Raw genomic sequence first — 23,483 nt, 5'->3', positions numbered from 1 at the left:
TTATAATGTTTTATGATATAATAATTTTAAATACGTTATACAGAGGGTGATTTTATGGCTTTTAATATGGAAATAACAGATATAGATTTGGGTGATACTTCCATAGAAAATATATTTATAAATGATTTTATGCCGATGGCTGATGGTACATATGTTAAAGTATATCTTTTAGGATATAGATATGCCAATGATGTGGAATTAAAAGATAAAGTAACCAATGAAACCATAGCTAAACAACTAGATATTCCTCTAATAGATGTACTTAATGCATGGGACTTTTGGGAAGATAAAAAGATTATAAAGAAAAATATAAATAACAATAAAGATAAATATAATTATTCTGTAGAATTCGTAAATTTAAAGCAATTATATATAAACAATGTTATAAAACCTTCTATGAATAATGAAAATTCTGTGGTCAATTCTAACAGCGGATATACTTGTTCTTCAGAGGATTTAATCGAAGCTAAGTCCTCTTCATCATATAATAAAATGTTTGAAGAAATAACATATATAATTAGAAGACCTTTAGATCCAAATGAATGTAAAAAAATTATTGAATGGACTATTAACTACAATATGAGTCCTGACGTAATTATAGGTGCCTATAAATATGCAAATGAAAAGAAAAATAAAAGAAATATATTCTATATTCAAGGCATAATAAAAAATTGGTTTGATGAGGGCATCACTACAATAGAGGCCATGGAACAATATTTTGCCAATAAAGATATTGATTATTTAAAGTACAATAAAATACTAAACTCTATTGGTCTTAAAGGTCTAACTAATTCTCAGAAAAAAATAATTGATAAATGGTTTAATGATTGGAATTTCAGTCTAGATATGATATTAAGGGCCTGTGATGAAACTATTAAAATCAGAGAACCCAATTTAAAATATGTAGATGGCATATTAGAAAATTGGTACAAAGAAGGTATTAAGACCTTAGAGGATGTTGAAAACAGAAATATTATAACGCAAAATACTACTACAAAAAATTCCAATACAAAGAAATTTAACTCACGTAATACAATTAAAACTAAATTTCATAACTTTGAACAACGAACTTCTAAATATTCTGCTAAAGAGTTAGAAGATATGGTAAGATGGAAGTTTAAAAAGGCAGGGGATTAATTATGAAAAAGGAAATTATAAATGTAATACTTAAAGATTATGAAAAAAAACGAGACAAGGCGATTCATGAACAAAAAATTAAGCAAACAAAAATCTATAAAAAAATTCCAAGAATAAAAGAAATTGATGACACTATCTCTAGAACTGGACTTTTGATATCTAAGACCATATTGAACAATCCTGATTCGTATGAAGAAAAGGTATATGAGATAAAAAATATTATGGAAGAACTAAAAAAAGAAAAGGCAATACTGTTAACAGAAAATAATATACCCATGGAATACCTAGATATTAAATACTCATGTGATAAATGTCAAGATACTGGTTTTTTGAAAAATGGCAATAAATGTAGTTGTTTTAAACAGGAATTAATAAATCGTGCATACAAAATGTCTAATATATCTAGAGTCTTAGAAAGGGAAAACTTTAAAACCTTTGATATAAATCTATTCTCTGAAAATCCCTTCGAAGGAGAAGATATAAGTCCAAGGGAAAATATGTTACAAATCCTAAGTATATCAGAAGAATTTGTATTTCAATTTGATGATAAACACACTGAAAATTTATTTTTTTATGGTACAACTGGATTGGGAAAGACATTTATGTGTAACTGTATAGCAAAGGGGCTTCTGGATAGGGGAAAAATAGTAATATATCAAACTGCTTTTAAAATGATGGATATTATTCGAAGTCATAAATTTGAAAATAACATTAATAGTAAAAGTGACGACACAGAGTATAATCTATTATTTGATTCAGATCTATTGATTATTGACGATCTAGGAACAGAGAATCCTACATCATTTACAAATAGTGAAATATTCAATATAGTCAATTCAAGACTTATAGACAATAAAAAAACTGTTATATCTACAAATTTATCTCCAAAAGAGATGGCAGAAATATATACCGATAGGATTTTTTCTAGAATATTTAATAATTTCAGGGCATTAAGATTCTATGGAAAAGATTTAAGATGGGAAAATAAAGATATGGACATTTAGTCTATATCTTTTTTTAAATAAAAAAAGACCAGAGAGCCTTTCGCGTCTCCGACCTTTTTTTGGAGCTGGTGAGAGGACTTGAACCCCCAACCTACTGATTACAAGTCAGTTGCTCTACCAATTGAGCTACACCCAGCATGATTATTTACTTTGTACTATTTAATTACTTTTCGTCAACTCTTCATTGTACCGTACTAAGCGATTCACACCAAATCATAATGAAGATTTGGGTTCTCTGCTTATACCAATTGAGCTACACCAGCATGATTATTTAGTTCTTAGTTCTCAGTTCTTAGCTCTTAGTTCTTAGTTCTTAGTAAATAATATAGAAATCTATAGGATTTCTTCTATGGGCTACTTGCTACGAACTACGAACTTTTCTACTAAACTTGTCCTATTGATAAAAGAATTAAGAAAATCCGTAGGTTTTCATCTAAGGATTACTAACTACGAACCATATACTACTAAGTATAACTTTGGCGACCTGGAAGGGACTCGAACCCTCGACCTCCAGCGTGACAGGCTGGCATTCTAACCAACTGAACTACCAGGCCAATTTTTTTTATTTTAATCTAACTACTTACTATTACCTTATTATGGTGGGCGCGACAGGGCTCGAACCTGTGACCCCCTGCTTGTAAGGCAGGTGCTCTCCCAGCTGAGCTACGCGCCCATAATGGTGACCCTACCGGGACTCGAACCCGGGTTACCGCCGTGAAAGGGCGGTGTCTTAACCGCTTGACCATAGGGCCGAAAAAAATGGTGACCCATCGGCGACTCGAACGCCGGACACCCTGATTAAAAGTCAGGTGCTCTGCCAACTGAGCTAATGGGTCACTTATTGCTCACATTTATATATATTACAGTATAAACAACCTATTGTCAAGAATTTTGTCTAAAAAAATCTATTTTTTTAAAATTTATTTGCTAAGCTCATATAATGCCTTTGTATATATCTGTGCATTCTTTATTAAATCATCTATAGACATATATTCATCCTTTTGATGAGCTACATCTTCATTCCCTGGAAATGCTGGTCCAAAGGCAACTGCATTGTCCATAGCTCTAGCATATGTGCCACCACCTATAGTTATAGCATCACTTTCTTCATCCCCTGTTATCTCTCTATATACTTTCATAAGTTTTTGAACTAAAATATCATCTTTAGGTATATATATAGGAGATTGATGACTTTTTTCTACTAATTTTATATTGCTATCTTCTAATGATTTTTTTATACCATCATATACATCCTTTGAATCAATCTCTATTGGATATCTTATATTCACTGATATCTTAACACTATCCTTTGCTGCATTTATTTTTCCTACATTGAACACTAGCTTTCCTGATATATCATCCTCAAATCCACACCCTATAGATTGGCCATAATACTCCATTCCTATCTTTTCATTATAGTCTTTAATAAAATTAGCCCAATCTCCATTTATTTTATTTAACTGTCCAAGAAAACTTAATAATATGGATATGGCGTTCTTTCCTAATTGAGGCATACTGCCATGGGCTGATACTCCCTTACTTAATATAGTTACTGATTGCCCTATTTCATCTTCTGTTAACTCCATTTGATGACCAGTCTTTTCAACAAAAGTATTAAACTTTTCCACTACTTCTTTCTTTCCATATTCTGATACCTTTATTTTAGCCTTAGCAGCATCAGGCACCATATTAGGGGCATTGCCTCCTATAATGTCTTCTATAATTATATCTCCATTAGATTCATTTTCCAATTTCTTCACTATATCAAATATTAATATGCCCTTTTCTCCATGTATTACTGGATATTCAGCATCTGGAGTAAATGCCATATCAGGAACTCCTATTTTATCTATGTAATATTTTATACCTCCCCAACCAGTTTCTTCATTGGTACCAAAGATTATTCTAATTTTTTTAGATAAAGAAACTCCTGAATCTTTCAATGCCTTCAATGCGTATATAGCTGCAATTGCAGGTCCTTTATCATCTACTATCCCTCTACCATATATTTTGCCATCATGAATTTCTCCCCCATAGGGTGGATATGTCCAGCCTTCACCTTCTGGCACAACATCTAAATGCACCAATACACCTACTGTCTCATTGCCTTGCCCATATCCAGTATGTCCAGCATATCCATCTACATTTAAAGTTTTTAATCCCAGTGTTTCAGACAACTCTAATACATACTCTAATGCCCTATATGGTCCCTCTCCAAAGGGCATACCTTTTTTAGGTTCTTCTTCAACACTCTTTATCTTTATCAATTCTTGGGTTTTACATATTATATCTTCTTTATAATTGTCAACATAAGTATTTAAATTCATAAAATCCCTCCTATTCTTTTTCTAAAAAAACATATTTATTTGGTCTTTCAGTATAATCTACTTTAATAATGCCATCATCTATTAACTTTTTTAATACATTTTTAGTCAATGCTTTTGAATCTTTCACAACTAAGCTCTTCCTAGTACCAAATTCCGAGACCTTTATGCCTGACAATATCTGTACAATCTCTTTTTTAGTCATCCCTCCTTTATTTTTTAGCGCTTTTATAATTTTTTCTTCAGCCTTTTTGTTCAGTTTATTCATTAGTACTACGGGCATCCTTTGTTCTTTTACATATCCCCATGAATATAAGATCATTGTAGCCAATGCAAAAAATATAATTCCAATAATATATTTAAACATATATCTTTATTACTCCTTTAAATCAATAAAATTATTATTCTTTAATATCTTTATATATGTTATTAATCTATCCCTTACAGGTTCTGCTTTTTCTCCAAACTCATTTTCTATATTTATTGTTATTTCATGTACATTTTTTTCTCCATCGATATTCTCCCATACAAAGCTACCTAATTCATCCAAATCTATTATTGTTTTCTCTGGTGTTTTAAAAAACTTTCTGACTATCTTATCAAGTAAAGAGTCCCTCAAAATTATTAATTGAACATTTCCATCATCTCTTTTATCCCACTGCATGCCTTCCTTTTTTATCGGTATAAATTCTAAAAAATTTTTTCCTTTTCCCTTTCCCATAATCAAACTCCTCATTTTATATATATAAAATTTAAGGAGAATAATTAATTATTCTCCTTAAATTATTATATCATAATGTCAATGTTATTTATTTTCGGCCTTTGCTCCAAATGAACTCTTAACCAATGTCAATACCAGTAGTATGAACACCAACAGTGCTCCATATTTGCCCAATGCACCGTTGCCTACTGCTATTCTATCTCCAAGAGATATTATTACCTCTTTGCCTTCAACAAATTTTGTTCCTGTTGGTATTATAGCTAATATAGCTAGAAGTACACCTATTAAGCCTTCGCCTGCAATTAATCCAGATGAATATAGAATGCCTCCATCTATCTTATGCTTAATCTCCTGTCCTTTTTCTTTGGATTTATCCAATATTCCTCTTAATATACCTCCAACCATTATAGGAGTACTCAAATGTATAGGAAGATATAGACCTACAGCAAATGGCAATACAGGGATGCCTAAAAGTTCCACTACAAGACCAATGCCGACTCCAGTAAATACTAGTACCCATGGAAGATTACCTCCCATAACTCCTTCTATAACTAATTTCATAAGATTAGCTTGAGGAGCTGGTAATTCTGATGATCCAAATCCCCATGCACTATTTAATAATACTAAAACCCCACCTATTACTAGTCCAGAAATTACAGCACCTATAAGTTCTCCGTATTGTTGCTTTCTAGGCGTAGCACCTACCAAAAATCCTGTCTTCAAATCCTGAGAAGTATCTCCAGCCATTGCTGCAACTATACAAATAACTCCTCCCACAGACAGTGCTCCTATCATTCCTTCAGAACCATCGAACCCTATAGCCTTAAATATTATAGATGTAAACAATAATGTGGCAATAGTCATACCTGATACAGGGTTTGATGAACTACCTACAAGACCTACTAGTCTCGATGAAACAGTAGCAAAGAAAAATCCAAATATAGCTATAAGTATTGCTCCCATTAATCCCACTGGAATAAGAGGAGTAAACATCATTATTAATACCAATACCAATACTCCCAATAAAACAAATGTCATAGACATGTCTTGGTCTGTTCTTATATTTTCTCCACCTTCAAAACCTGCCTTCAATCCTCCCATGGCAGCTGCAAAAGTTTTAACTATAAGAGGTAGAGATTTTATAAGACTTATTATACCTCCAAACGCTACAGCTCCAGCACCTATATATCTAAGATAACTATCCCATATCTTACTGGGACCCATCTGACTTAAAGGTATTGATGCTGGATATATAGCCTCTGTTACAAATGTACCTAAATGAGTCATTAATGGTATTATAACAATCCAGCCTAGTACAGCCCCTCCTAGCATATATGCCGATATCTGAGGTCCAATTATAAATCCTACACCTAGTAAGGCTGGCAATATATCTCCACCGATAACTGCACCTTTATAGCCTTTAATATTCCATTCTATACTGCTGGGAAATAATTTAACACCATCTGATATAAATTTATATAATGCCCCTATTCCTAGTCCTTTAAACACAGTTGCTGCCTTGGAACCTCCTACTTCCCCTGCTAAAAGAACTTCAGCACAAGCTGTTCCTTCAGGATATGGCAGTACTCCGTGTTCATTTACTATCAACGCTTTTCTCAAAGGTACCATAAATAATACTCCCAATATTCCTCCAATTAATGCTACAGCCATAATTCTCATATAGCTTGGTTCTGCAAATCCTAATTCTTTAGACCATATAAATAAAGCTGGTAAAGTAAATATAGCTCCTGCTGCTAGAGATTCTCCAGCTGAACCAATAGTTTGAACGATATTATTTTCAAGAATAGATTCTTTTTTTAATAATCCTCTTATAATTCCCATTGAAATTACTGCGGCTGGTATTGAAGCACTTATGGTCATACCTACCCTCAATCCTAAATAAGCATTAGCAGCACCAAAAACTACAGCCATGAGTATACCAATAATTATAGAAGTTATAGTAAACTCTGGCATAATCTTGTCTGCAGGTATATACGGTACAAACTCCTGCTCTGCATTGACCTTACTTGATTTTGAATCGGCCATTTCATCTTCCTCCTTTACACATTTTTTAAATTTAATAAATTTTGTGAAAATATACCTTTGTATACTTTCACGTATATAGATTTTTTCATAAAAACCCACTTTTTGTCAAATATATATCCCCATTATTACAAAAACTTAATTGTCCCCTATTTTTTCTAATAATTATGAATAATTACAAATTATAATTTTATAAATAAAAAAAGATGCCTATAAAAGACATCTTATAATATATCTCTCCTAATCATCGTTTCCGATCTTTTAGGACCTATAGAAACAATATCCACGTTTACTCCACTTAATTCTTCTATCCTCTGTATATATTTCTTTGCATTTTCTGGTAATTGATCAAAAGAAGTAACTCCCAATATCTCTTCTTCTGACCAGCCATCTAGTTCTTCATATACGGGGCTGCATTTGCCTAATGTTGTTAAACTAGCAGGAAAATCTCTTATTATTTCTCCATTCAATTCATATCCAGTACATATCTTTAGTTTGTCAAATCCAGCTAAAGTATCCAATTTAGTAATAGCTAAAGAAGTCAATCCATTTAGCCTTGAAGCATATTTTAGCATAACTCCATCTAGCCATCCACATCTTCTGGGTCTACCAGTAGTAGTACCGAACTCAAATCCCTTTTCTCTAATCAAATCTCCTGTTTCATCCAATAGTTCTGTAGGAAAAGGACCTTCTCCTACCCTTGTAGTATATGCCTTAACTACTCCTAATGCTCCTTTTAATTGAAATGGACTAATCCCTGTACCTACAGGTACACCACCTGAAATAGGATGTGATGAAGTAAGATAAGGATATGTTCCAAAATCAATATCTAAAAGTGTACCTTGTGCACCTTCAAATAACACTTTTTTCCCTTGTTCTATGCTCTCGTTTATAAGAACCGATGTATCAACAATATATTTTTTTATTTGTCTTCCATAAGATATATATTCTTTTATAATTTCTTCTTCATTTAACACTTCTTCTTGATAAACCTTTTGTATTATTTCATTTTTGAGTCTTATATTTCGCCTTAATCTTTCTTCAAATTCTTCTTCATAAAACAAATCACATAGTCTAATACCTATTCTTTCAACTTTATCTTTATAACAAGGACCTATGCCTTTAGTAGTAGTCCCTATTTTATCTTTTCCTCTCTTTTTTTCTTCCAATTGATCTATCCTTATATGATATGGAAGAATCATATGGGCTCTATCACTAATCCTTAAATTATCTGTAGATACACCTAATTCGTTTAAGTATTTAATTTCTTCTAAAAGAGCTTTAGGATTTACCACAACTCCATTTCCTATAATAGACAATTTATCTTTATAAAATATACCTGAAGGAATTAAATGTAATTTATACTTATTATCTCCTACTTCAACAGTGTGACCTGCATTGTCACCACCTTGATATCTTACTACTAAATCCGCCTCTTCTGCTAAATAGTCTGTTATTTTTCCTTTACCTTCGTCGCCCCATTGAGCCCCTAAAACCACAAGAGTAGACATAGAGACATCTCCTTTACTTTTTATTTTAAAATTAGTTTTAATTTTCATTTTGAACAATACTAATAGTATCAAACATCAAGATTCGTGTCAATAAAAAAGCGAATGTTACTATACAAAAATATAATAACATTCGCTTTTCTATTGATGTAATTTGAAAGTTATCCACAGTTTAGTCTTTAATTTTAAAGGTTTTATGAAACTTATCAACATATCCACAATGTTATGCACAAATGTTCCCTTATTCTGTGTGGATATTTCCATTTCATAGTATATACAATACAATATTCCATCTTTTCTTATAAAGGATTCCCTTATATTTTCTAATTTATTACTAAATACATCTAATTTTTGATTTTCATATTTATCAATATACTGACCTATCTTTCTAAACCCACATTTTTCATAACATCTTATAGCCCGTTTGTTAAATTTTGCAACTTGCAAATCCATACTATTCATTTTCAACACTTCAAAATAATAGTCTAGAAACAATCTTATAGCTTCAGTGCCATAACCTCTATTTAAGCAATTGGGGTCCAATACTATACCTAATGTACTATGCTTTCTTATTTTTTTTATATCTCTTATGGTTAAAAATCCCACTATATCATTTTTTTTATTATATATACCAAAGCTCTCTTTGTTACTTTTTTTGGTCTTAAGCTTAAACCATTCCTTTGCCTGTCTTTGATCAAGTGAAGGAAAATTATAATCATAAAACAACGGATCAAAATGTTTTCCCCACATAGTCATACCATATACATCTTCAATTTTTAAATTATCCACATATATGTTTTTTCCCATTGCGACAACCATAAAATGCCTCCAAAAATAAATTATATTATAAGTATATAATATGTTTATTTCTTGGTCTATACTACAAAATTAATTATTAAATTTAATTTTACTATAAAAAAAGTTAGTAGTTCGTAATTAACAGCTAGTAGTCGATGGATGAAATCTTATGGATTTCATCATTAAACTACTAACCACTAACTAATATCTACTAACTAACATCTACTAACTTTTTTCACAAGAAATATAATCTATTTTTCCATAAGTTTCTTGCCAAATTCCCTGCCAAATTCTTTACACTTTTCAAAAGTATCCTCATAGGGAACAAATGTTACCTTTAATCCCTTCATAGGAACTTTTAATTTATGATTTTTTAAATTGTTCTCTATTATCTCTACTCCTTCTCCACTCCAACCATAAGAACCAAATGCAGCTGAAAGTTTGCCTCTGTTGGTTATAGGGTTAAGTATGGCAAATAACTTATAAATAGGTAATAATATATTTTGGTTTATAGTAGGTGAACCCACAATTAAAGCCGTACTCTTTTCTACCTTCTCTTCTAAATCAAATATATCCATCATTTCTATATCTGATACCTCTACCTCTACATCTTCATACTCTTTTATGCCCTCTGCTATTTTTTCTGCCATCTTGCCAGTATTTCCATATGCCGATACATAAGGGATAAATACCCTATGCTTTTTCTCTATTTTATTTGGTTGGGATAATTCCTTTGACCATTCTACATACTTCTTCCAATTGCTTCTGAGTATAGGTCCATGTCCTGGACAAATAACATCTATATCTAATCCCTCTATTTTATCTATAGCTTGTAGCATATATTTGCTAAAGGGTTTAAGTATTACATCAAAATAATATTTAAACGCATCATCAAAATTATCTACTAAATCATCAAACATCCTTTCATCGCAAAAATGACATCCAAATGAATCACAACTAAACAATGTCTTATCTTCTTCTAGATAAGTATACATTGAATCAGGCCAATGTAAAAACGGAGCTGATATAAATTTCAATGTTTTATTTCCTAAATCCAGTGTATCTCCATCCTTAACTATTATAGATTCAAAGTCAATATCTACTATATGCTTTAAAAAATTAATTGCAGACTTCGACCCTACAACTTTAGCATTTGGAGCCAATCTTAGAAGATGTCTTAAATTTCCTGAATGGTCTGGCTCAGTATGGTTAAGAATTATATAATCAATCTCTTCAGGATTTACTACCGTTTTAACTTTTTCAAGATATTCTGTTTTATATTTTTCCTTTGAAGTTTCTATTATAGCCTTTTTATCGGCATCAATAAAATAAGAATTATATGTTGTTCCATATTTTGTCTCCATCACTACATCAAAGGTTACTAAACTTGGATCTAAAATACCTATCCACTTTACAGTTTCATTAATATCAAGTACTTTTTTATTGTCCATATTTATCCTCCTTCTACAAAATTATATATCAACAAGTCAATTTGTTATAAACCTAACAAATATATCTGCTATAATATTCTCAATCCTTATATTTAATACCCAAAAAACTTAAACATAATCATTACTCCCTAAATCTTTCTATACTTAAGAATTTAGTAAACTGCCCCATCCATACTAATTCTACTGTCCCTGTAGGTCCGTTTCTTTGTTTAGTTATTATTACCTCTCCTATATTCTTTTTATCACTGTCTGGATGATAATATTCATCTCTATACAACATAAGTACCACATCGGCATCCTGTTCTATTGCTCCCGATTCTCTTAAATCTGACATTATTGGTCTATGGTCAGCCCTAAGTTCTGGTGCCCTAGACAACTGAGACAGTGCCATCACAGGACAGTCCATTTCTCTAGCAAGTCCTTTTAGACCTCTAGATATAGAAGATATCTCTTGTTGCCTATTTTCTCCTCTGCTATCAGAATTCATAAGCTGCAAATAATCTATAAGTACTAAATCTAGACCATGTTCTATCTTTAATCTTCTACATTTAGCCCTCATCTCATTTAAAGTTATTCCTGGAGTATCATCTATAAATATGTTGGCTTGTGAAAGGGGACCCATAGACCTTATCAATTTTGGCCATTCATCTTCAGATAAGTCTCCATTTCTTATCTTTTGAATTTCCACATGAGATTCTGCACTAAGCATACGATGTACCAACTGTTCTTTAGACATCTCTAAACTAAATATCCCAACAGATGCTCCCTGCTTCAACGCAGTATTCTGTGCTATATTTAATGCAAATGCTGTCTTACCCATAGAGGGTCTAGCAGCCACTAATATCAAGTCTGATTGTTGTAATCCTGATGTTTTATTATCTAAATCTATAAAACCAGTTGGAAGTCCTGTATATCCACCTTCGCTTTCATATAATTCTTCTATTCTATTAAAACTATCTAATAAGACAGTTTTTATAGGAGCAAATCCATCGTGGCTCTTTTTTTGAGTTATATCAAATATTTTTTTCTCTGCAAAATCAATTACTAGATTTATATCCTTACTATCACTATAACCCTCTGAAATTATCTCATTAGACGCCTTGATAAGCCTTCTCAATATAGATTTCTCTTCCACTATTTCAGAATATTGTTTTATATTAGCAGTAGTATATACACTATCAGAAAGATTAGCTAAATATATAGTTCCACCAACAGATTCCAAGGTGTCTCTTTTTTTCAACTCTTCAGATAATGTAATCAAGTCCACTGGTTCATTTTTATTATATAAAGACAATATACAGCTATATATCTCCCTATGGGCTTCACTATAAAAATCATCAGCATCTAATATTTCCGATGCAGTAACTATTGCCTCTCTGTCTAAAATCATAGAACCTAAAACCGATTGCTCCGCCTCTAAACTTTGGGGTGGAACCTTGCCTATGTCCAGATTCCCTTCCATTATTGTTACCTCCATATCTAAATACTTTTAATTATTGCTCCATAACATGTACTTTTAGCTTAGCACTCACTTGAGGATATACCTTTACCTCTACTATAGTAACCCCTAAAGTCTTTATATTATTATCTAGTACAATCTTTCTTTTATCTATTTTTATTTTATGTTGCTTCTTCAATGCATCTGCTATGTCCTTTGTAGTTATGGACCCAAACAGCTTTCCATTTTCTCCTGCTTTACTCTTTATTTTAACTTCTTTTTCAGAAATCTTTTTAGATAATTCCTTAGCCTTTTTTAACTGTTCCTGTTCTTTTATCTTTTTAGCAGTTTTTTGTTCCTTTAGAACTTTTATGTTTCCATCTGTAGCCTCTTTAGCTAAACCTTTGGGCAATAAATAATTTCTTGCATATCCATCTTTAGCCTTTACTACATCTCCTTTTTTTCCAAGTCCTTTTACATCTTTTATTAAAATAACCTTCATTCTAATCATCACCTTCCTCTAAATATTCTTTTATGACTTCTTCAACCATTTCTACTGCCTTACAGATTTCTATATCTTTTAGCTGAGCTCCTGCTACAGTTAGATGTCCACCACCACCTAATTTTTCCATTATAACTTGTACATTTATATCCCCCAAAGATCTGCCACTTATATGGACTATACCATCATACATAGTCAATACAAAGGATGCAGTTATTCCACTTATATTAAGCAAATCATCTGCAGACTGAGCAGCTATAAGTATTGCATCATCTGTTTCCGTATCCATAGTTGAAATAGCAATCCTTTTATCTATTATTTTTGCATTTTTTACTACATTAGCTTTTAATATAAATGTATTTAAGTCATCTTGAAATAATTGCCTTACAGCAGTGGTATCTGCCCCAGATCTCCTCAAGAATGAAGCTGCTTCAAAGGTCCTTACTCCTGTCTTAAATGTGAAACTTTTAGTATCTACAGTTATTCCTGCTAAAAGAGCCTCAGCTTCAAATTTTTCTATACTAGACTTATCTGCCATATAATATAATATCTCAGTAACTAATTCACATGTAGATGAAGCATAAGGTTCTAAATAAATAAGCACTGGATCCTTTATAAATGCTGCTCCCCTTCTATGATGATCAATAAGTACTTTTTTCTCTATTATATCCAATAATTCAGGGGCTTCAGTATAGTTTGGTCTATGTATGTCTACCACCACACATAGAGAATCTTTGGTAGCTAATGATACTGCTTCTTCTGGAGAAATTATATTTTTTAAATACTCGGGATGTTCATTTTTTATTTTTTCAAATATACTTTTTATAGAGGGGTTTATTCCATCCAATACTATATATCCTGTTTTATTTCTATTTTTTACTGCCCTCAATATGCCTACAGATGCACCAAAGCTATCCATATCTCCTATTTTATGTCCCATTATAAATATTTTTTCAGATTGATCTATAAGTTGTCTTAACGCATGGGATATAACTCTAGCTTTAACTTTAGTTCTCTTCTCTACAGCCTTACTTTTCCCACCATAAAAACTTAATTTATCAATTTTTTTAACTACTGCCTGGTCTCCACCTCTACCTAAAGCTATTTCTATTGCCCCTTTAGCAAATTCATATAATTGACTAGGATTTTTCCCGTTTACACCTACTCCTATACTTAATGTTACGGGAATATCATTTCCTAAATTTATCTCTCTTATATCGTCTAATATATTAAATTTCTTATTTTCTAGCATATCTAAATATTTGTTTTCAAATATTATAATATATTTATCACTTTCATATTTTATAATTAAACCATTTATTCTAGAAGATAAAGTGTTTATTCTTTTGTCTATCTCTGCCAGTATAATTGGTCTCTCTGTTTCATCCATAGTTTTTATTGCATCTTCATAGTTATCTATCTGTATAAGACATACATTATCTTTTTCACTATTATATTTAGTTTTAAGCGTAGAAAAAGCTGTTATATCTATCCAATAGAGCATTATTATATAGTCCCTGTCGGACCTATTTTTAAGTTTTACTACATTATATAAAACCTTATATTGTCTATCCTTCAAAGTAGCCTCAATAAACATCTCTTTATCTTTTTCTATTATATCATCCACATTAAAATTAGGTATAATCTCACTTATATTTTTTTCTAATATATCCTCTTTTTCTATTATCTCTGAAAATTTAGGATTATACCAATTTATAGTTCCATCTACTTCTATCATTGCTAATGGTATAGGTAAATTTAATATGGCATGTTTCGTAGCAGAATCAAATTCTGCCGTTAATCCTTCTATATATTTTTGCCATTCAACCTTTCTTAGATGTATATTCTTCCAGTGGTAATATATTAAATATATAAGTAATATTACCCCAAAAGCTCCTATCTTTGGTTCATATATAGAAATAATTCCTATCAATATTCCTATTATCCAAAGATATATCTTAGTATCTACATTTAAAAACTTAAAGAACTTATTACTAATCATCGTTATATCCTCCCAAAAAAGCATAGATAGAAACAATAAAGACCTTTGTTATCTTTTTATTTTTCTAAAATTGAATAATATATCGGCTACTCCTATAAAAGATATTATTATATTCAATGGCCCCGATAATAAAATTAGTACAAATAAAATTGCCTTTATAAACTTATTTATCTTTTTTCTATCTAAAAAAAACATTACCACTGCTAGCCCTTGTATAAGAAATATAAAAGACAATACAGTAATTACATTTAAAAATATAGTATCATAATAAAATAACTTTAATACTCTTATTATAGTAGTTCCAAGAAATATTACTAAAATACCCATAAGTACATTTCCTGGTAACTTGAAATGTTTAAATTTAGGTATATAATCAACTTTATTTCCTAATCTATTTAAAATCACTACTGAAATATAGTAGTTTATATACACCAAAAAAACTGAGCTTATAATTATTATAGTAGGCATTGCAAGCATAGTATAATTATAGCCTTGTTTTAACATATCTAGTATTTCATTTATCTCATATTGTGTAAAATCCATAGTTCCCAATATTTGTTTCTGAAATTGTAATGCCTCATTGAAAAAATCTTTTATTGGATCTACTAAATTTATTCCTGTGAAAATTCCCATTACATATAAAAGTAATGCAACTGTAACCAAAGATATTAAAGTCCCACCACCTATAATTTGATATGATTTATACTTTTCATTAATCATATATCCCAATACAACTGATATAGCTCCAAATATTATAAATATAAATACGCCTACAAAAAATTCTATTAATATAGATGCTAAAGCACAAGACACTAGTATTGACATAATACTATATTTTATTCCATGTCTAACAGCCAATACTATAAAAGGTACTGGGTAAAGTATAAATATAATTGGTATAGCATATAAACCTAAAAATATAAAAATAGTCATTATGCTAGTAATTATTGCTATTTCAGTAAATTTCGTAGTTTTATCCTTTAAGTTCAAATATATTCACCTCTATCTATTATTTCTATTAAAATGATTTGAAAGTTCACTTAGATCACCATACCATTTCTCTATCTTATGATTTTCAATTATTCCCAGCTTTATTTTGTTTTCAATATGCAAATTTATTTTTTCATAAGAAATTCCCAATCTTTTACCCAATAAATATGTAACAAAAATAATATTAGCTAGCACATCCAATATAGCATCTTGACTACTCTTTGCTCCATTGACCAACAATTCAAATAATGATGCTATTGTAGTAAGCAATTCACTTTTTAGCCATTCTATAACCTTAATATTTTTAGTTATATCTATATTTAAATTCATAATAATCCCTCCCTATTATATTATATCAAAGAACTATATGTCTAATATACATAGAAAACTTAAAGTCTTAATAAGATTCTATACACTGGAAAAGATTATGTCAAACAAGCCAAGCAAAAATCCATTAAACCTAAATAAAAAACGGCCATCTATGTGGCCGCCTTTTTACTCTGCTGTATATGGCAATAACGCTATGTTTCTTGCTCTTTTTACAGCTCTAGTTAATTGTCTTTGATGTTTTGCACAGTTTCCTGTTATTCTTCTAGGAAGAATTTTTCCTCTTTCAGTTACATATTTCTTTAATTTATTTATATCTTTATAATCAATGTGATTTACTTTATCTACACAAAAATTACATACTTTTTTTCTTCTTCTAAAATTTCTTCTAGCCATTCTTTTCCCTCCTTTTTAGAATGGTATGTCATCATCATCTACCGGTTGAAATCCACTTGATATCCCGAAATCATCTGTACCAGTATTATTAGTATTATTATTCTTATTATCTCCCCACTCTAGGAATTGTACTCTTTCTGCTACAACTTCAGTAACATAAACCCTTTGTCCTTGAGCATTATCATATGTTCTTGTCTGTAATCTTCCTTGTACTCCAACCATTCTTCCTTTGGCTAAGTAATTGGCACAATTCTCAGCTTGCCTTCCCCAAACCACTATTCTAGGAAAGTCAGCAGTAGGTTTTCCTTGTTGCTCAAACTCCTGCTTTTTATCTTTAGATAAATCTTTATCTACAGCAACACTAAAATTAGCTACTGCGGTACCATTTCCAGGTAAAAAACGTAACTCTGGATCGGCAGTTAATCTTCCAATTAAAATTACAGTATTCACGAAAGCACCTTCCTTAATAATTTATTCATCATCATTAACGATCATGTGCCTGATAACTTTTTCAGAAATCTTACAAATTCTACCAATTTCATTGATAGCATCTACAGCTGTTTCAAACTTAATAACTATATAGTATCCTTCTGTAAAATCTTTTATTTCATAAGCAAGCTTTCTATTTCCCCACTCATCAATATCTGTAATTGAACCATTTTCTTCAATTATTCCTTTGACTTTTTCAAAGAGTTCATTTCTAGACTCTTCTTCCATATTTGGCTCAAAAATAAAAACACCTTCATATTTATTCATACATTTCACCTCCTTTTGGACTAACGGCTCCTTCCGGAGCAAGGACATTATCACATTCTAAGATTATATCACTAGTTAAATTTTATTACAAGGGTATTTTCTATAAAACAATTAATATATATATATATATTTAAAGGACAGTAAATTTACTGTCCTTTAAATATTAAAGCATTTCTTTTATACACTCAGCTAATCTCTTGATTCCTAAAACTATTCTTTCTTCGTCCATATTAGAATAATTTAATCTTAAAGTATTTTCATTTCCTCCATTGGGGAAGAACGAACCTCCTGGTACAAAAGCAACCTTTTTCTCAATAGCCAATTTAGCTAAATCTTTGGCATTTATATGTTCAGGAAGAATTACCCAAGTAAATAATCCTCCCTCTGGATAAGTAAATTTAACCCCTTCTGGAAATTCTGATTTCATAGTATTTAACATTAAATCTCTTCTCTTCTTATATACAACCTTTATTTTTTCAATATGTTCATCCAAATCATATTTTTCTAAATATTTAGCTAATTGCATTTGTGAAACTGTGCTTGTTTGTAAATCCGTACCTTGTTTTACAAAGATATATTTCTGTAAAAACTCTCCTTCTGCACAAATCCAACCCAATCTCATTCCTGGTGCAAAAGTCTTAGAAAATGTACCTAAGTATGCTACTCTACCCTCAGTATCATAGTGTTTAACTGCTGGAGGTATCTCCCCTTCAAATCTTAATTCTCCGTATGGATTATCTTCTATTATAGCTATGTTATATTTGTTTGCTAATTCAACTAATTTTTTTCTTCTTTCTATAGACCAAGTTCTTCCTGATGGATTTTGGAAATCAGGTATTACATATACAAATTTAACATTTTCTGTTTCTTCAAGGATTTTTTCTAAATCTTCCATAACCATTCCATCATCATCGGTGGAAACCTCTTTAAATTTAGGTTGATAGGCCTTAAATGCATTTAAAGCACCCAAATAGCTAGGGCTTTCACATAATACTACATCACCTGGATTTAAAAATATCATACCTGTTAAGTCTAATCCCTGTTGAGAACCACTAGTTACAAGTATATTTTCTTTGCTAGTTTCAATCTGTCCTTTTTTCATTCTTTTAACTATTTGTTCTCTAAAAGGACCATATCCCTCTGTGGGACCATATTGAAGTGCGCTACTTCCTACTTCTTCCAATACTTGTTTGGAAACTTCAGCCATTTGCTTAACTGGAAATAACTCTGGTGCAGGCAGTCCTCCAGCAAAAGATATAATCTCTGGCTGTTGAGTGAGCTTGAGAAGCTCACGAATTTCAGATGCCTTAATATTATCCATTCTCTTTGCATAATTTAAACCCATATAAATATACACCCCCAAAAAATTTTATATTAATTTATTTTAATAAATTAATATCATACCTTATATAACTATTTTACTATATGGTATTATTCCTGTCCATGTTTTTGGAATATTTTTACACTATTATTCCTTTTCTATTATCTTTTTAATTCTTTTCTCCAATTTTCTCCTAGGCAACCACACCTGCCTTTGACAGCCTAAACATTTAATTCTAAAATCTATACCAGTACGCATTATCTCCCATCTATCCTCTCCACATGGATGCTTCTTTTTTAATTGAACCACATCTCCCACTTCGATTTTCAAAGGCATTATATTCACCTCCAAGGATTTATATAAATATTTTTATTTTACATTTTAACTATCTTTATCTATTACCACTCTTCTAGGATAAGGTATCTCTATTCCCTCTCTGTCAAAAGTATCCTTAATCTTCTTTCTTATCTCTCTCTCTACTGACCACTTCTCCATGGACTTTGTCTGAGCAACTATGGATAAAACAACATCCGATGATCCAAGGTTAGAAACTCCCAGAACTGTTGGCCCTTCAACTATATTCTTATTTGTTTCCTTTATTTCTTCCATTAACTTATTTAAAACATTTATTGCATTATCTATATCCTCTTCATATGCTATCCCCACATCTACCCAGGCTCTTACACTACCCTTAGACCTATTTGTAACTATTTCTATTTTCCCATTGGGTATTATATGTAAATCTCCATTAAAATCTCTAATCTTAGTAACCCTAATCCCAAGTTCTTCAACTATACCTTCAAAATCGCTGGTATTAATGTAATCTCCAACAGAAAATTGATCTTCAAAAAGTATAAAGAAACCCGTAATTACATCTCTAACTAAGTTTTGTGCACCAAAACCTATAGCCAAACCACCTATACCTGCTGTAGCCAATATAGACGTAGTTTGTATCCCAAATATTTCAAGTATGGGGATAATACCTATAAAATATATTACATACTTTACTACACTTTTTAATATCGCTGATAAAGTTTTTGCCTTTCTATCTTCCATTCTATATTTCAATGATTTTTGTTGATCAAAAAATTTATCAATAATAACATGACATACTTTAATACCTACTCTAATTAATATTAATATAATTACTATCTTTATGCCCTTTTCAAGTATAGAAAGTTGTGAATTATCTCCACTTAACCAGACACTTATATATTCGTCTAATTTTTCCATCGTTAGTCACCACCATTATTACTATATATTATATCTATCTTCTTTTCATGACCCTTTTTAGTTATTTTATATATTCCTTTTATAGCAAGATTAGATTTTTTTATTGTTTCAATTATAGCATTTTTATCAGAAATATCAAATTTTATAGATAATCCACAACTAGTAGTAATTTCCCTGGGAGTAGGTATAGTTCTAATATTATTAATTAATTTTTTTATTATATTTTCTCCTCTTATTGCATGATGTGTAGATTCAAATGTTATTATACCATAAATTTCTACTGTCATATAACCACTCTTCCTATATTCTATTTATCTTTCTTATAATAATTAATCAATAATTCCTTTATCTTTAATTTGATATCTAAAATAAGCGACCGCTTTTCAGTCGCTATATAGAATCAATTTTATATATTTATAGTATTTGAAGTATTTTTTAGTTTTTCAACAATTGTATACATATTTGAAATTTCTCCAACCTTTAATTTGTCTTTTATATTAAAAAAGTCTAGGCACGTTCCGCAAGATAGTATTTCGACACCTTGAGCTTCTAATTTCTTAAGATCCTGTAATACTTCAGAACCTTCAGTTGTTAATTTTACACCGCTATTGTAAAACAAAATAGTAGCTGGATATGGTACAGCTTCAGTTAATGTATAAATAAATCCCTTTATAAGGATACTGCCTAATTCATCATTTCCTTTCCCCATTTTATCTGAAGATATGGCTACTGTAATGTCTTTGAATGTATCAGGTATACAAACTTTTTCCTCATCACCTACTTCGCCTTTAGTTATACTTACAAGAAAATCTCCTTCATTTGTCTTGTCTACTGTATATTCAAAATTTGAACTCCTTGCAAGCTTTGATACATTTTCTTTTGCGACTTCATTATCTACTAAAGTAGTTATAATGCCATAATCTATAGAATCTAATGCCTTCTTAGTCATTATAACTGGCTTAGGACAATCTTGATTTCGCGCATCTACCTCTTTTTTCATAAAAATACTCCTCCTATATTGTAAAATCTTTGTTCTATATATAAAATTATATCATCTACTAAGCACATTAAATATATCTATTTATAATCTCTATAATTATGCTATTTATTATGACAAAAAATAATAAATAATTGTCATACTTTTTATAACAATATATTATTTTTAAAAATAACAATTGACTTTTCTAGTATATACTAATATTCTATAATTATAAAGTTCATGTTAAAAAAAATACAAACTGTAGATTTAGGAGGTGCCCTTATGTCTAAAGAATCTTTAGGAAAATGTCCTTTTTGTGGTGAAAATATGAAAATCACTAAACTCTATTGTTCTAGTTGCAATACTTCAATAGAAGGTGAATTTGAATTATGTGACTTCTGTAAATTGAGTAAAGAACAAAAAAATTTTATTAAAATATTTCTTAAAAACAAAGGAAGTATAAAAGAAATGGAAAGAGAATTGTCTATTTCATACCCTACTGTAAAAAATAGATTAGAATCAATAGTATCAGCTTTACATATAAATAAGTAAAAAGAATTGTATATTAACCTATAAATCCGTTTACCTCTAAAAATTTTATTATAATATTATTATCGTAGAAAAAATATCCAAGATTAGATCTATAGATTAAATTTGCCATATCTTGTTCTGGAAAAATAGAGACAATAGGTGTAAGAATAGCAAATATTATATAGACAACTATTATACCTTTAACTATACCAAATAAAAAACCTGTCACTTTATTAAACTGTTTTAATACTGGCAACTTAGCAATTGTATCTAAAGCCTTCATAAGTAAATATATTAAAAACTTTATAGTTATAAATACTATAATTATACTTATCATATTTATTATAAAATTAGTTATAGTATTAGAAATAACTTCCCCACCTGCTCCTATAAACTCATTGGCTTGGGTCTCCAGTCCTGTAATCCTAGGAATTTTTAATATTTCAACTACTGCATCTAGCCCTTGTCCATTTCCTATTTCTGGAGTTATGCTTACCAATCTTTTGTCTACGAATTCTTTTATAGGACCATACATAGGTGGATTTTTATATATATATTTAGAAACAATAGGATAATATAATTTTGTTAGATATAAAGAAAATATTATACCTAAAAAATTAAATACCGACAATATTAACCCATGCATTGCTCCCATTATCCCATTTATAGTTACAATTCCAACTATTATAATATCTATTACCGTTAAATCCATATATACTCCACCCCGTTATACAATATAACCCTCTCTTTATTTTATACTTATGATACTAATAGTTCCTGATGATAGCAATGCCACATATCTATCATTATAAGCAAAGTCTTCTATTTTATCATTCATTATATATTCATTGGAACCTTTATTGTTATCATATCCTACTAATATCTTGTCTCCTATAATAAATATATCTCTATTGGAACTAAATATACTATCCCCTTCAATGTTTAAACTATTTTTATACTGAGTCTTACCATTAAAATCTATAGATTCCACAAAGTCTTTAGAATTATTAAATAATAAATAAATCCCATCTGCAATCTCAGCATCCTTTAATATTCCTTCAAATTCCTTACTCCAAAGTAATTTGTCCTTATTATACCTCATTATCTTTTCATCCGATAATATTAATGTATCTCTATCTGATAGAAAACTTACTTTAGCAATTATTTGATTTTTGAATGTCACTTCCCATAAAAGCTTGCCATTTAAATCATAATGATACATTGTACTTTTTAATTCTTCATTTTCTATATTCAAAGTTGTAGCACAGAAGCTATCTTCATTATAATATGCGCCTATAATGCTTTCATTTTCAAAAACACAATTTGATATTAAATTTCCGTCTTTATCTATCAGTATCAGTTTATCAAACCCATTATCTGTTTTTGTTATAGCAAAAATTCCCCCATTGCTTTCAATTGTTTTATCTATAGGATCTAACTTGCTAATATTCCAAATTTCTTTTCCCTTATTATTATACGCCTTTACATAATTTCCTTTGTTTTCACTTTCATATATTGCATCATTTCCTATGTAGTAATTCTTATTTCCACCTCTGTCTTTACTCCAAACCATAGCCCCATCTATATCATAGGCTTTTATATCTTCATTGCCTTTTATAATCAATATATCACTTATAAAATCTATATCTTGAACATTTGATGCATCTATCTTATTCACAGCCTTTATGGATATATCTCCATCTAAAAATCCTAAAATCTTATTTTTAAAAGGTTTCCCTAAAAATACTATAAATAAAGTAGTGAGTAACAAAACTAACATCAATATCTTTCGTATAATACCCTTATTTTCCATGCATAACACCTACCCTATATAATAATTCACTATAAATACTCAAAATCCTTTTAAAACAAAAATAATATTTAAATAAATATTTAACCAATCAAATAGAGCAATAAAAGTAAAAAAAGTTAGTAGGTATTAGTTAATAGTTCCCAGTCCAATGATGAAATCTGCAAGATTTCTATCACCAACCACTAACTACTAAATAATAACCACTAACT

The 23,483-nt window shown here is 30.2% G+C and carries 25 protein-coding genes and 5 tRNA genes; 3 read left to right on the top strand and 27 right to left on the bottom strand.

The window, feature by feature from the left end:
• Nucleotides 1-54: 54 nt before the first annotated feature.
• On the top strand, nucleotides 55-1,137 hold the full coding sequence (locus Q326_RS0110750) for a DnaD domain-containing protein (RefSeq protein ID WP_026895399.1): 1,083 nt from the start codon (nucleotides 55-57) through the stop codon (nucleotides 1,135-1,137).
• Between the two features lie 2 nt (nucleotides 1,138-1,139).
• On the top strand, nucleotides 1,140-2,141 hold the full coding sequence (locus Q326_RS0110745) for an ATP-binding protein (RefSeq protein ID WP_026895398.1): 1,002 nt from the start codon (nucleotides 1,140-1,142) through the stop codon (nucleotides 2,139-2,141).
• A gap of 60 nt (nucleotides 2,142-2,201) precedes the next feature.
• Here Q326_RS0110745 and Q326_RS0110740 read toward each other — a convergent pair.
• The 25 genes from Q326_RS0110740 to yedF all read right to left on the bottom strand — a co-directional run bounded on the left by Q326_RS0110740 (nucleotide 2,202) and on the right by yedF (nucleotide 20,951).
• Nucleotides 2,202-2,278 (bottom strand) — tRNA-Thr (locus tag Q326_RS0110740).
• Between the two features lie 340 nt (nucleotides 2,279-2,618).
• Nucleotides 2,619-2,695: transfer RNA gene (locus Q326_RS0110735), tRNA-Asp, on the bottom strand.
• 43 nt (nucleotides 2,696-2,738) lie between these two features.
• Nucleotides 2,739-2,814, bottom strand: a tRNA-Val gene (locus Q326_RS0110730).
• A 4-nt stretch (nucleotides 2,815-2,818) separates the two neighbouring features.
• A tRNA-Glu gene (locus Q326_RS0110725) sits at nucleotides 2,819-2,893 on the bottom strand.
• An 8-nt stretch (nucleotides 2,894-2,901) separates the two neighbouring features.
• Nucleotides 2,902-2,977 (bottom strand) — tRNA-Lys (locus tag Q326_RS0110720).
• 84 nt (nucleotides 2,978-3,061) lie between these two features.
• A complete protein-coding gene (pepV, locus tag Q326_RS0110715) occupies nucleotides 3,062-4,468 on the bottom strand; it encodes a dipeptidase PepV (RefSeq protein ID WP_026895397.1) in 1,407 nt (468 codons plus the stop codon).
• A gap of 10 nt (nucleotides 4,469-4,478) precedes the next feature.
• Entirely contained in the window at nucleotides 4,479-4,832 is a 354-nt protein-coding gene (locus tag Q326_RS17970) for a hypothetical protein (protein WP_051531389.1), read from the bottom strand.
• Between the two features lie 9 nt (nucleotides 4,833-4,841).
• Entirely contained in the window at nucleotides 4,842-5,186 is a 345-nt protein-coding gene (locus Q326_RS0110705; protein ID WP_034601914.1) for a PqqD family protein, read from the bottom strand.
• Between the two features lie 84 nt (nucleotides 5,187-5,270).
• The gene (locus Q326_RS0110700; protein ID WP_026895395.1) at nucleotides 5,271-7,232 is read right to left on the bottom strand and encodes an OPT family oligopeptide transporter; all 1,962 of its coding nucleotides are present in this window, start codon (nucleotides 7,230-7,232) and stop codon (nucleotides 5,271-5,273) included.
• 221 nt (nucleotides 7,233-7,453) lie between these two features.
• The gene (locus Q326_RS0110695) at nucleotides 7,454-8,740 is read right to left on the bottom strand and encodes an adenylosuccinate synthase (protein WP_026895394.1); all 1,287 of its coding nucleotides are present in this window, start codon (nucleotides 8,738-8,740) and stop codon (nucleotides 7,454-7,456) included.
• A gap of 138 nt (nucleotides 8,741-8,878) precedes the next feature.
• Entirely contained in the window at nucleotides 8,879-9,556 is a 678-nt protein-coding gene (locus Q326_RS17140) for a GNAT family N-acetyltransferase (protein ID WP_051531387.1), read from the bottom strand.
• Between the two features lie 230 nt (nucleotides 9,557-9,786).
• Nucleotides 9,787-10,986, bottom strand: coding sequence for an FprA family A-type flavoprotein (locus Q326_RS0110685; protein ID WP_026895393.1), 1,200 nt, complete (start codon nucleotides 10,984-10,986; stop codon nucleotides 9,787-9,789).
• 121 nt (nucleotides 10,987-11,107) lie between these two features.
• Nucleotides 11,108-12,448, bottom strand: coding sequence for a replicative DNA helicase (gene dnaB, locus Q326_RS0110680; RefSeq protein WP_245592089.1), 1,341 nt, complete (start codon nucleotides 12,446-12,448; stop codon nucleotides 11,108-11,110).
• Between the two features lie 31 nt (nucleotides 12,449-12,479).
• Nucleotides 12,480-12,926: a 50S ribosomal protein L9 gene (gene rplI, locus Q326_RS0110675; protein WP_026895391.1), complete on the bottom strand. Its 447-nt coding sequence runs from the start codon at nucleotides 12,924-12,926 to the stop codon at nucleotides 12,480-12,482.
• Between the two features lies 1 nt (nucleotide 12,927).
• The gene (locus Q326_RS0110670) at nucleotides 12,928-14,928 is read right to left on the bottom strand and encodes a DHH family phosphoesterase (protein WP_026895390.1); all 2,001 of its coding nucleotides are present in this window, start codon (nucleotides 14,926-14,928) and stop codon (nucleotides 12,928-12,930) included.
• Nucleotides 14,929-14,976: 48 nt separating this feature from the next.
• Entirely contained in the window at nucleotides 14,977-15,918 is a 942-nt protein-coding gene (locus Q326_RS0110665) for a YybS family protein (protein WP_026895389.1), read from the bottom strand.
• Nucleotides 15,919-15,930: 12 nt separating this feature from the next.
• Nucleotides 15,931-16,248 carry a MazG-like family protein gene (locus Q326_RS0110660; protein ID WP_026895388.1) on the bottom strand — a complete coding sequence of 106 codons (318 nt, stop codon included), beginning with the start codon at nucleotides 16,246-16,248 and terminating at the stop codon, nucleotides 15,931-15,933.
• Between the two features lie 165 nt (nucleotides 16,249-16,413).
• Nucleotides 16,414-16,641, bottom strand: a complete 228-nt coding sequence (gene rpsR / locus Q326_RS0110655; protein WP_026895387.1) for a 30S ribosomal protein S18 — start codon at nucleotides 16,639-16,641, stop codon at nucleotides 16,414-16,416.
• A gap of 15 nt (nucleotides 16,642-16,656) precedes the next feature.
• Nucleotides 16,657-17,091: a single-stranded DNA-binding protein gene (locus Q326_RS0110650; RefSeq protein WP_026895386.1), complete on the bottom strand. Its 435-nt coding sequence runs from the start codon at nucleotides 17,089-17,091 to the stop codon at nucleotides 16,657-16,659.
• A 21-nt stretch (nucleotides 17,092-17,112) separates the two neighbouring features.
• Nucleotides 17,113-17,397, bottom strand: a complete 285-nt coding sequence (gene rpsF, locus Q326_RS0110645; RefSeq protein WP_026895385.1) for a 30S ribosomal protein S6 — start codon at nucleotides 17,395-17,397, stop codon at nucleotides 17,113-17,115.
• A gap of 163 nt (nucleotides 17,398-17,560) precedes the next feature.
• A complete protein-coding gene (locus Q326_RS0110640; RefSeq protein WP_026895384.1) occupies nucleotides 17,561-18,742 on the bottom strand; it encodes an aminotransferase-like domain-containing protein in 1,182 nt (393 codons plus the stop codon).
• A gap of 123 nt (nucleotides 18,743-18,865) precedes the next feature.
• Entirely contained in the window at nucleotides 18,866-19,054 is a 189-nt protein-coding gene (locus tag Q326_RS0110635) for a DUF951 domain-containing protein (RefSeq protein ID WP_026895383.1), read from the bottom strand.
• Nucleotides 19,055-19,099: 45 nt separating this feature from the next.
• Nucleotides 19,100-19,951 carry a mechanosensitive ion channel family protein gene (locus Q326_RS0110630; RefSeq protein WP_026895382.1) on the bottom strand — a complete coding sequence of 284 codons (852 nt, stop codon included), beginning with the start codon at nucleotides 19,949-19,951 and terminating at the stop codon, nucleotides 19,100-19,102.
• A gap of 2 nt (nucleotides 19,952-19,953) precedes the next feature.
• A complete protein-coding gene (locus Q326_RS0110625; RefSeq protein WP_026895381.1) occupies nucleotides 19,954-20,238 on the bottom strand; it encodes a putative Se/S carrier protein in 285 nt (94 codons plus the stop codon).
• 119 nt (nucleotides 20,239-20,357) lie between these two features.
• Nucleotides 20,358-20,951, bottom strand: coding sequence for a sulfurtransferase-like selenium metabolism protein YedF (gene yedF / locus Q326_RS0110620; protein WP_026895380.1), 594 nt, complete (start codon nucleotides 20,949-20,951; stop codon nucleotides 20,358-20,360).
• Between the two features lie 261 nt (nucleotides 20,952-21,212).
• Here yedF and Q326_RS17135 point away from each other — a divergent pair, with 261 nt between their 5' ends.
• Nucleotides 21,213-21,482: a DUF2089 domain-containing protein gene (locus Q326_RS17135; protein ID WP_051531385.1), complete on the top strand. Its 270-nt coding sequence runs from the start codon at nucleotides 21,213-21,215 to the stop codon at nucleotides 21,480-21,482.
• A 13-nt stretch (nucleotides 21,483-21,495) separates the two neighbouring features.
• Here Q326_RS17135 and Q326_RS0110610 read toward each other — a convergent pair whose 3' ends face one another.
• Nucleotides 21,496-22,173, bottom strand: coding sequence for a CvpA family protein (locus Q326_RS0110610; protein ID WP_026895379.1), 678 nt, complete (start codon nucleotides 22,171-22,173; stop codon nucleotides 21,496-21,498).
• 36 nt (nucleotides 22,174-22,209) lie between these two features.
• Nucleotides 22,210-23,274 (bottom strand): DUF5711 family protein, encoded by a 1,065-nt coding sequence (locus tag Q326_RS0110605; RefSeq protein WP_026895378.1) that lies wholly within the window; start codon nucleotides 23,272-23,274, stop codon nucleotides 22,210-22,212.
• Between the last annotated feature and the right edge of the window lie 209 nt (nucleotides 23,275-23,483).

Origin of the sequence: Clostridiisalibacter paucivorans DSM 22131, assembly GCF_000620125.1 — a bacterium.
GTDB lineage: Bacteria > Bacillota > Clostridia > Tissierellales > Clostridiisalibacteraceae > Clostridiisalibacter > Clostridiisalibacter paucivorans.
Note: the sequence above shows the minus strand (reverse complement) of the source record. Positions and strands in the feature narration are given on the sequence as shown.

Bases quoted from the DNA above. Each gene is read 5' to 3' on its own strand.
- Q326_RS0110750 (WP_026895399.1), top strand. From the start codon at position 55: ATGGCTTTTAATATGGAAATAACAGATATAGATTTGGGTGATACTTCC.
- Q326_RS0110700 (WP_026895395.1), bottom strand. From the start codon at position 7,232: ATGGCCGATTCAAAATCAAGTAAGGTCAATGCAGAGCAGGAGTTTGTA.
- Q326_RS0110635 (WP_026895383.1), bottom strand. From the start codon at position 19,054: ATGCCTTTGAAAATCGAAGTGGGAGATGTGGTTCAATTAAAAAAGAAG.
- Q326_RS0110630 (WP_026895382.1), bottom strand. From the start codon at position 19,951: ATGGAAAAATTAGACGAATATATAAGTGTCTGGTTAAGTGGAGATAAT.
- Q326_RS17135 (WP_051531385.1), top strand. From the start codon at position 21,213: ATGTCTAAAGAATCTTTAGGAAAATGTCCTTTTTGTGGTGAAAATATG.
- Q326_RS0110625 (WP_026895381.1), bottom strand. From the start codon at position 20,238: ATGACAGTAGAAATTTATGGTATAATAACATTTGAATCTACACATCAT.
- Q326_RS0110745 (WP_026895398.1), top strand. From the start codon at position 1,140: ATGAAAAAGGAAATTATAAATGTAATACTTAAAGATTATGAAAAAAAA.
- Q326_RS0110660 (WP_026895388.1), bottom strand. From the start codon at position 16,248: ATGAATTTAAATATAGATATAACTAAAAATATTAAGGTTATAGAATGG.
- Q326_RS0110685 (WP_026895393.1), bottom strand. From the start codon at position 10,986: ATGGACAATAAAAAAGTACTTGATATTAATGAAACTGTAAAGTGGATA.
- Q326_RS0110695 (WP_026895394.1), bottom strand. From the start codon at position 8,740: ATGTCTACTCTTGTGGTTTTAGGGGCTCAATGGGGCGACGAAGGTAAA.
- Q326_RS17970 (WP_051531389.1), bottom strand. From the start codon at position 4,832: ATGTTTAAATATATTATTGGAATTATATTTTTTGCATTGGCTACAATG.
- rpsR (WP_026895387.1), bottom strand. From the start codon at position 16,641: ATGGCTAGAAGAAATTTTAGAAGAAGAAAAAAAGTATGTAATTTTTGT.
- dnaB (WP_245592089.1), bottom strand. From the start codon at position 12,448: ATGGAAGGGAATCTGGACATAGGCAAGGTTCCACCCCAAAGTTTAGAG.
- Q326_RS0110605 (WP_026895378.1), bottom strand. From the start codon at position 23,274: ATGGAAAATAAGGGTATTATACGAAAGATATTGATGTTAGTTTTGTTA.
- pepV (WP_026895397.1), bottom strand. From the start codon at position 4,468: ATGAATTTAAATACTTATGTTGACAATTATAAAGAAGATATAATATGT.
- Q326_RS0110705 (WP_034601914.1), bottom strand. From the start codon at position 5,186: ATGGGAAAGGGAAAAGGAAAAAATTTTTTAGAATTTATACCGATAAAA.
- rpsF (WP_026895385.1), bottom strand. From the start codon at position 17,397: ATGAATAAATATGAAGGTGTTTTTATTTTTGAGCCAAATATGGAAGAA.
- Q326_RS0110610 (WP_026895379.1), bottom strand. From the start codon at position 22,173: ATGGATTTAACGGTAATAGATATTATAATAGTTGGAATTGTAACTATA.
- rplI (WP_026895391.1), bottom strand. From the start codon at position 12,926: ATGAAGGTTATTTTAATAAAAGATGTAAAAGGACTTGGAAAAAAAGGA.
- Q326_RS17140 (WP_051531387.1), bottom strand. From the start codon at position 9,556: ATGGTTGTCGCAATGGGAAAAAACATATATGTGGATAATTTAAAAATT.
- Q326_RS0110670 (WP_026895390.1), bottom strand. From the start codon at position 14,928: ATGATTAGTAATAAGTTCTTTAAGTTTTTAAATGTAGATACTAAGATA.
- yedF (WP_026895380.1), bottom strand. From the start codon at position 20,951: ATGAAAAAAGAGGTAGATGCGCGAAATCAAGATTGTCCTAAGCCAGTT.
- Q326_RS0110640 (WP_026895384.1), bottom strand. From the start codon at position 18,742: ATGGGTTTAAATTATGCAAAGAGAATGGATAATATTAAGGCATCTGAA.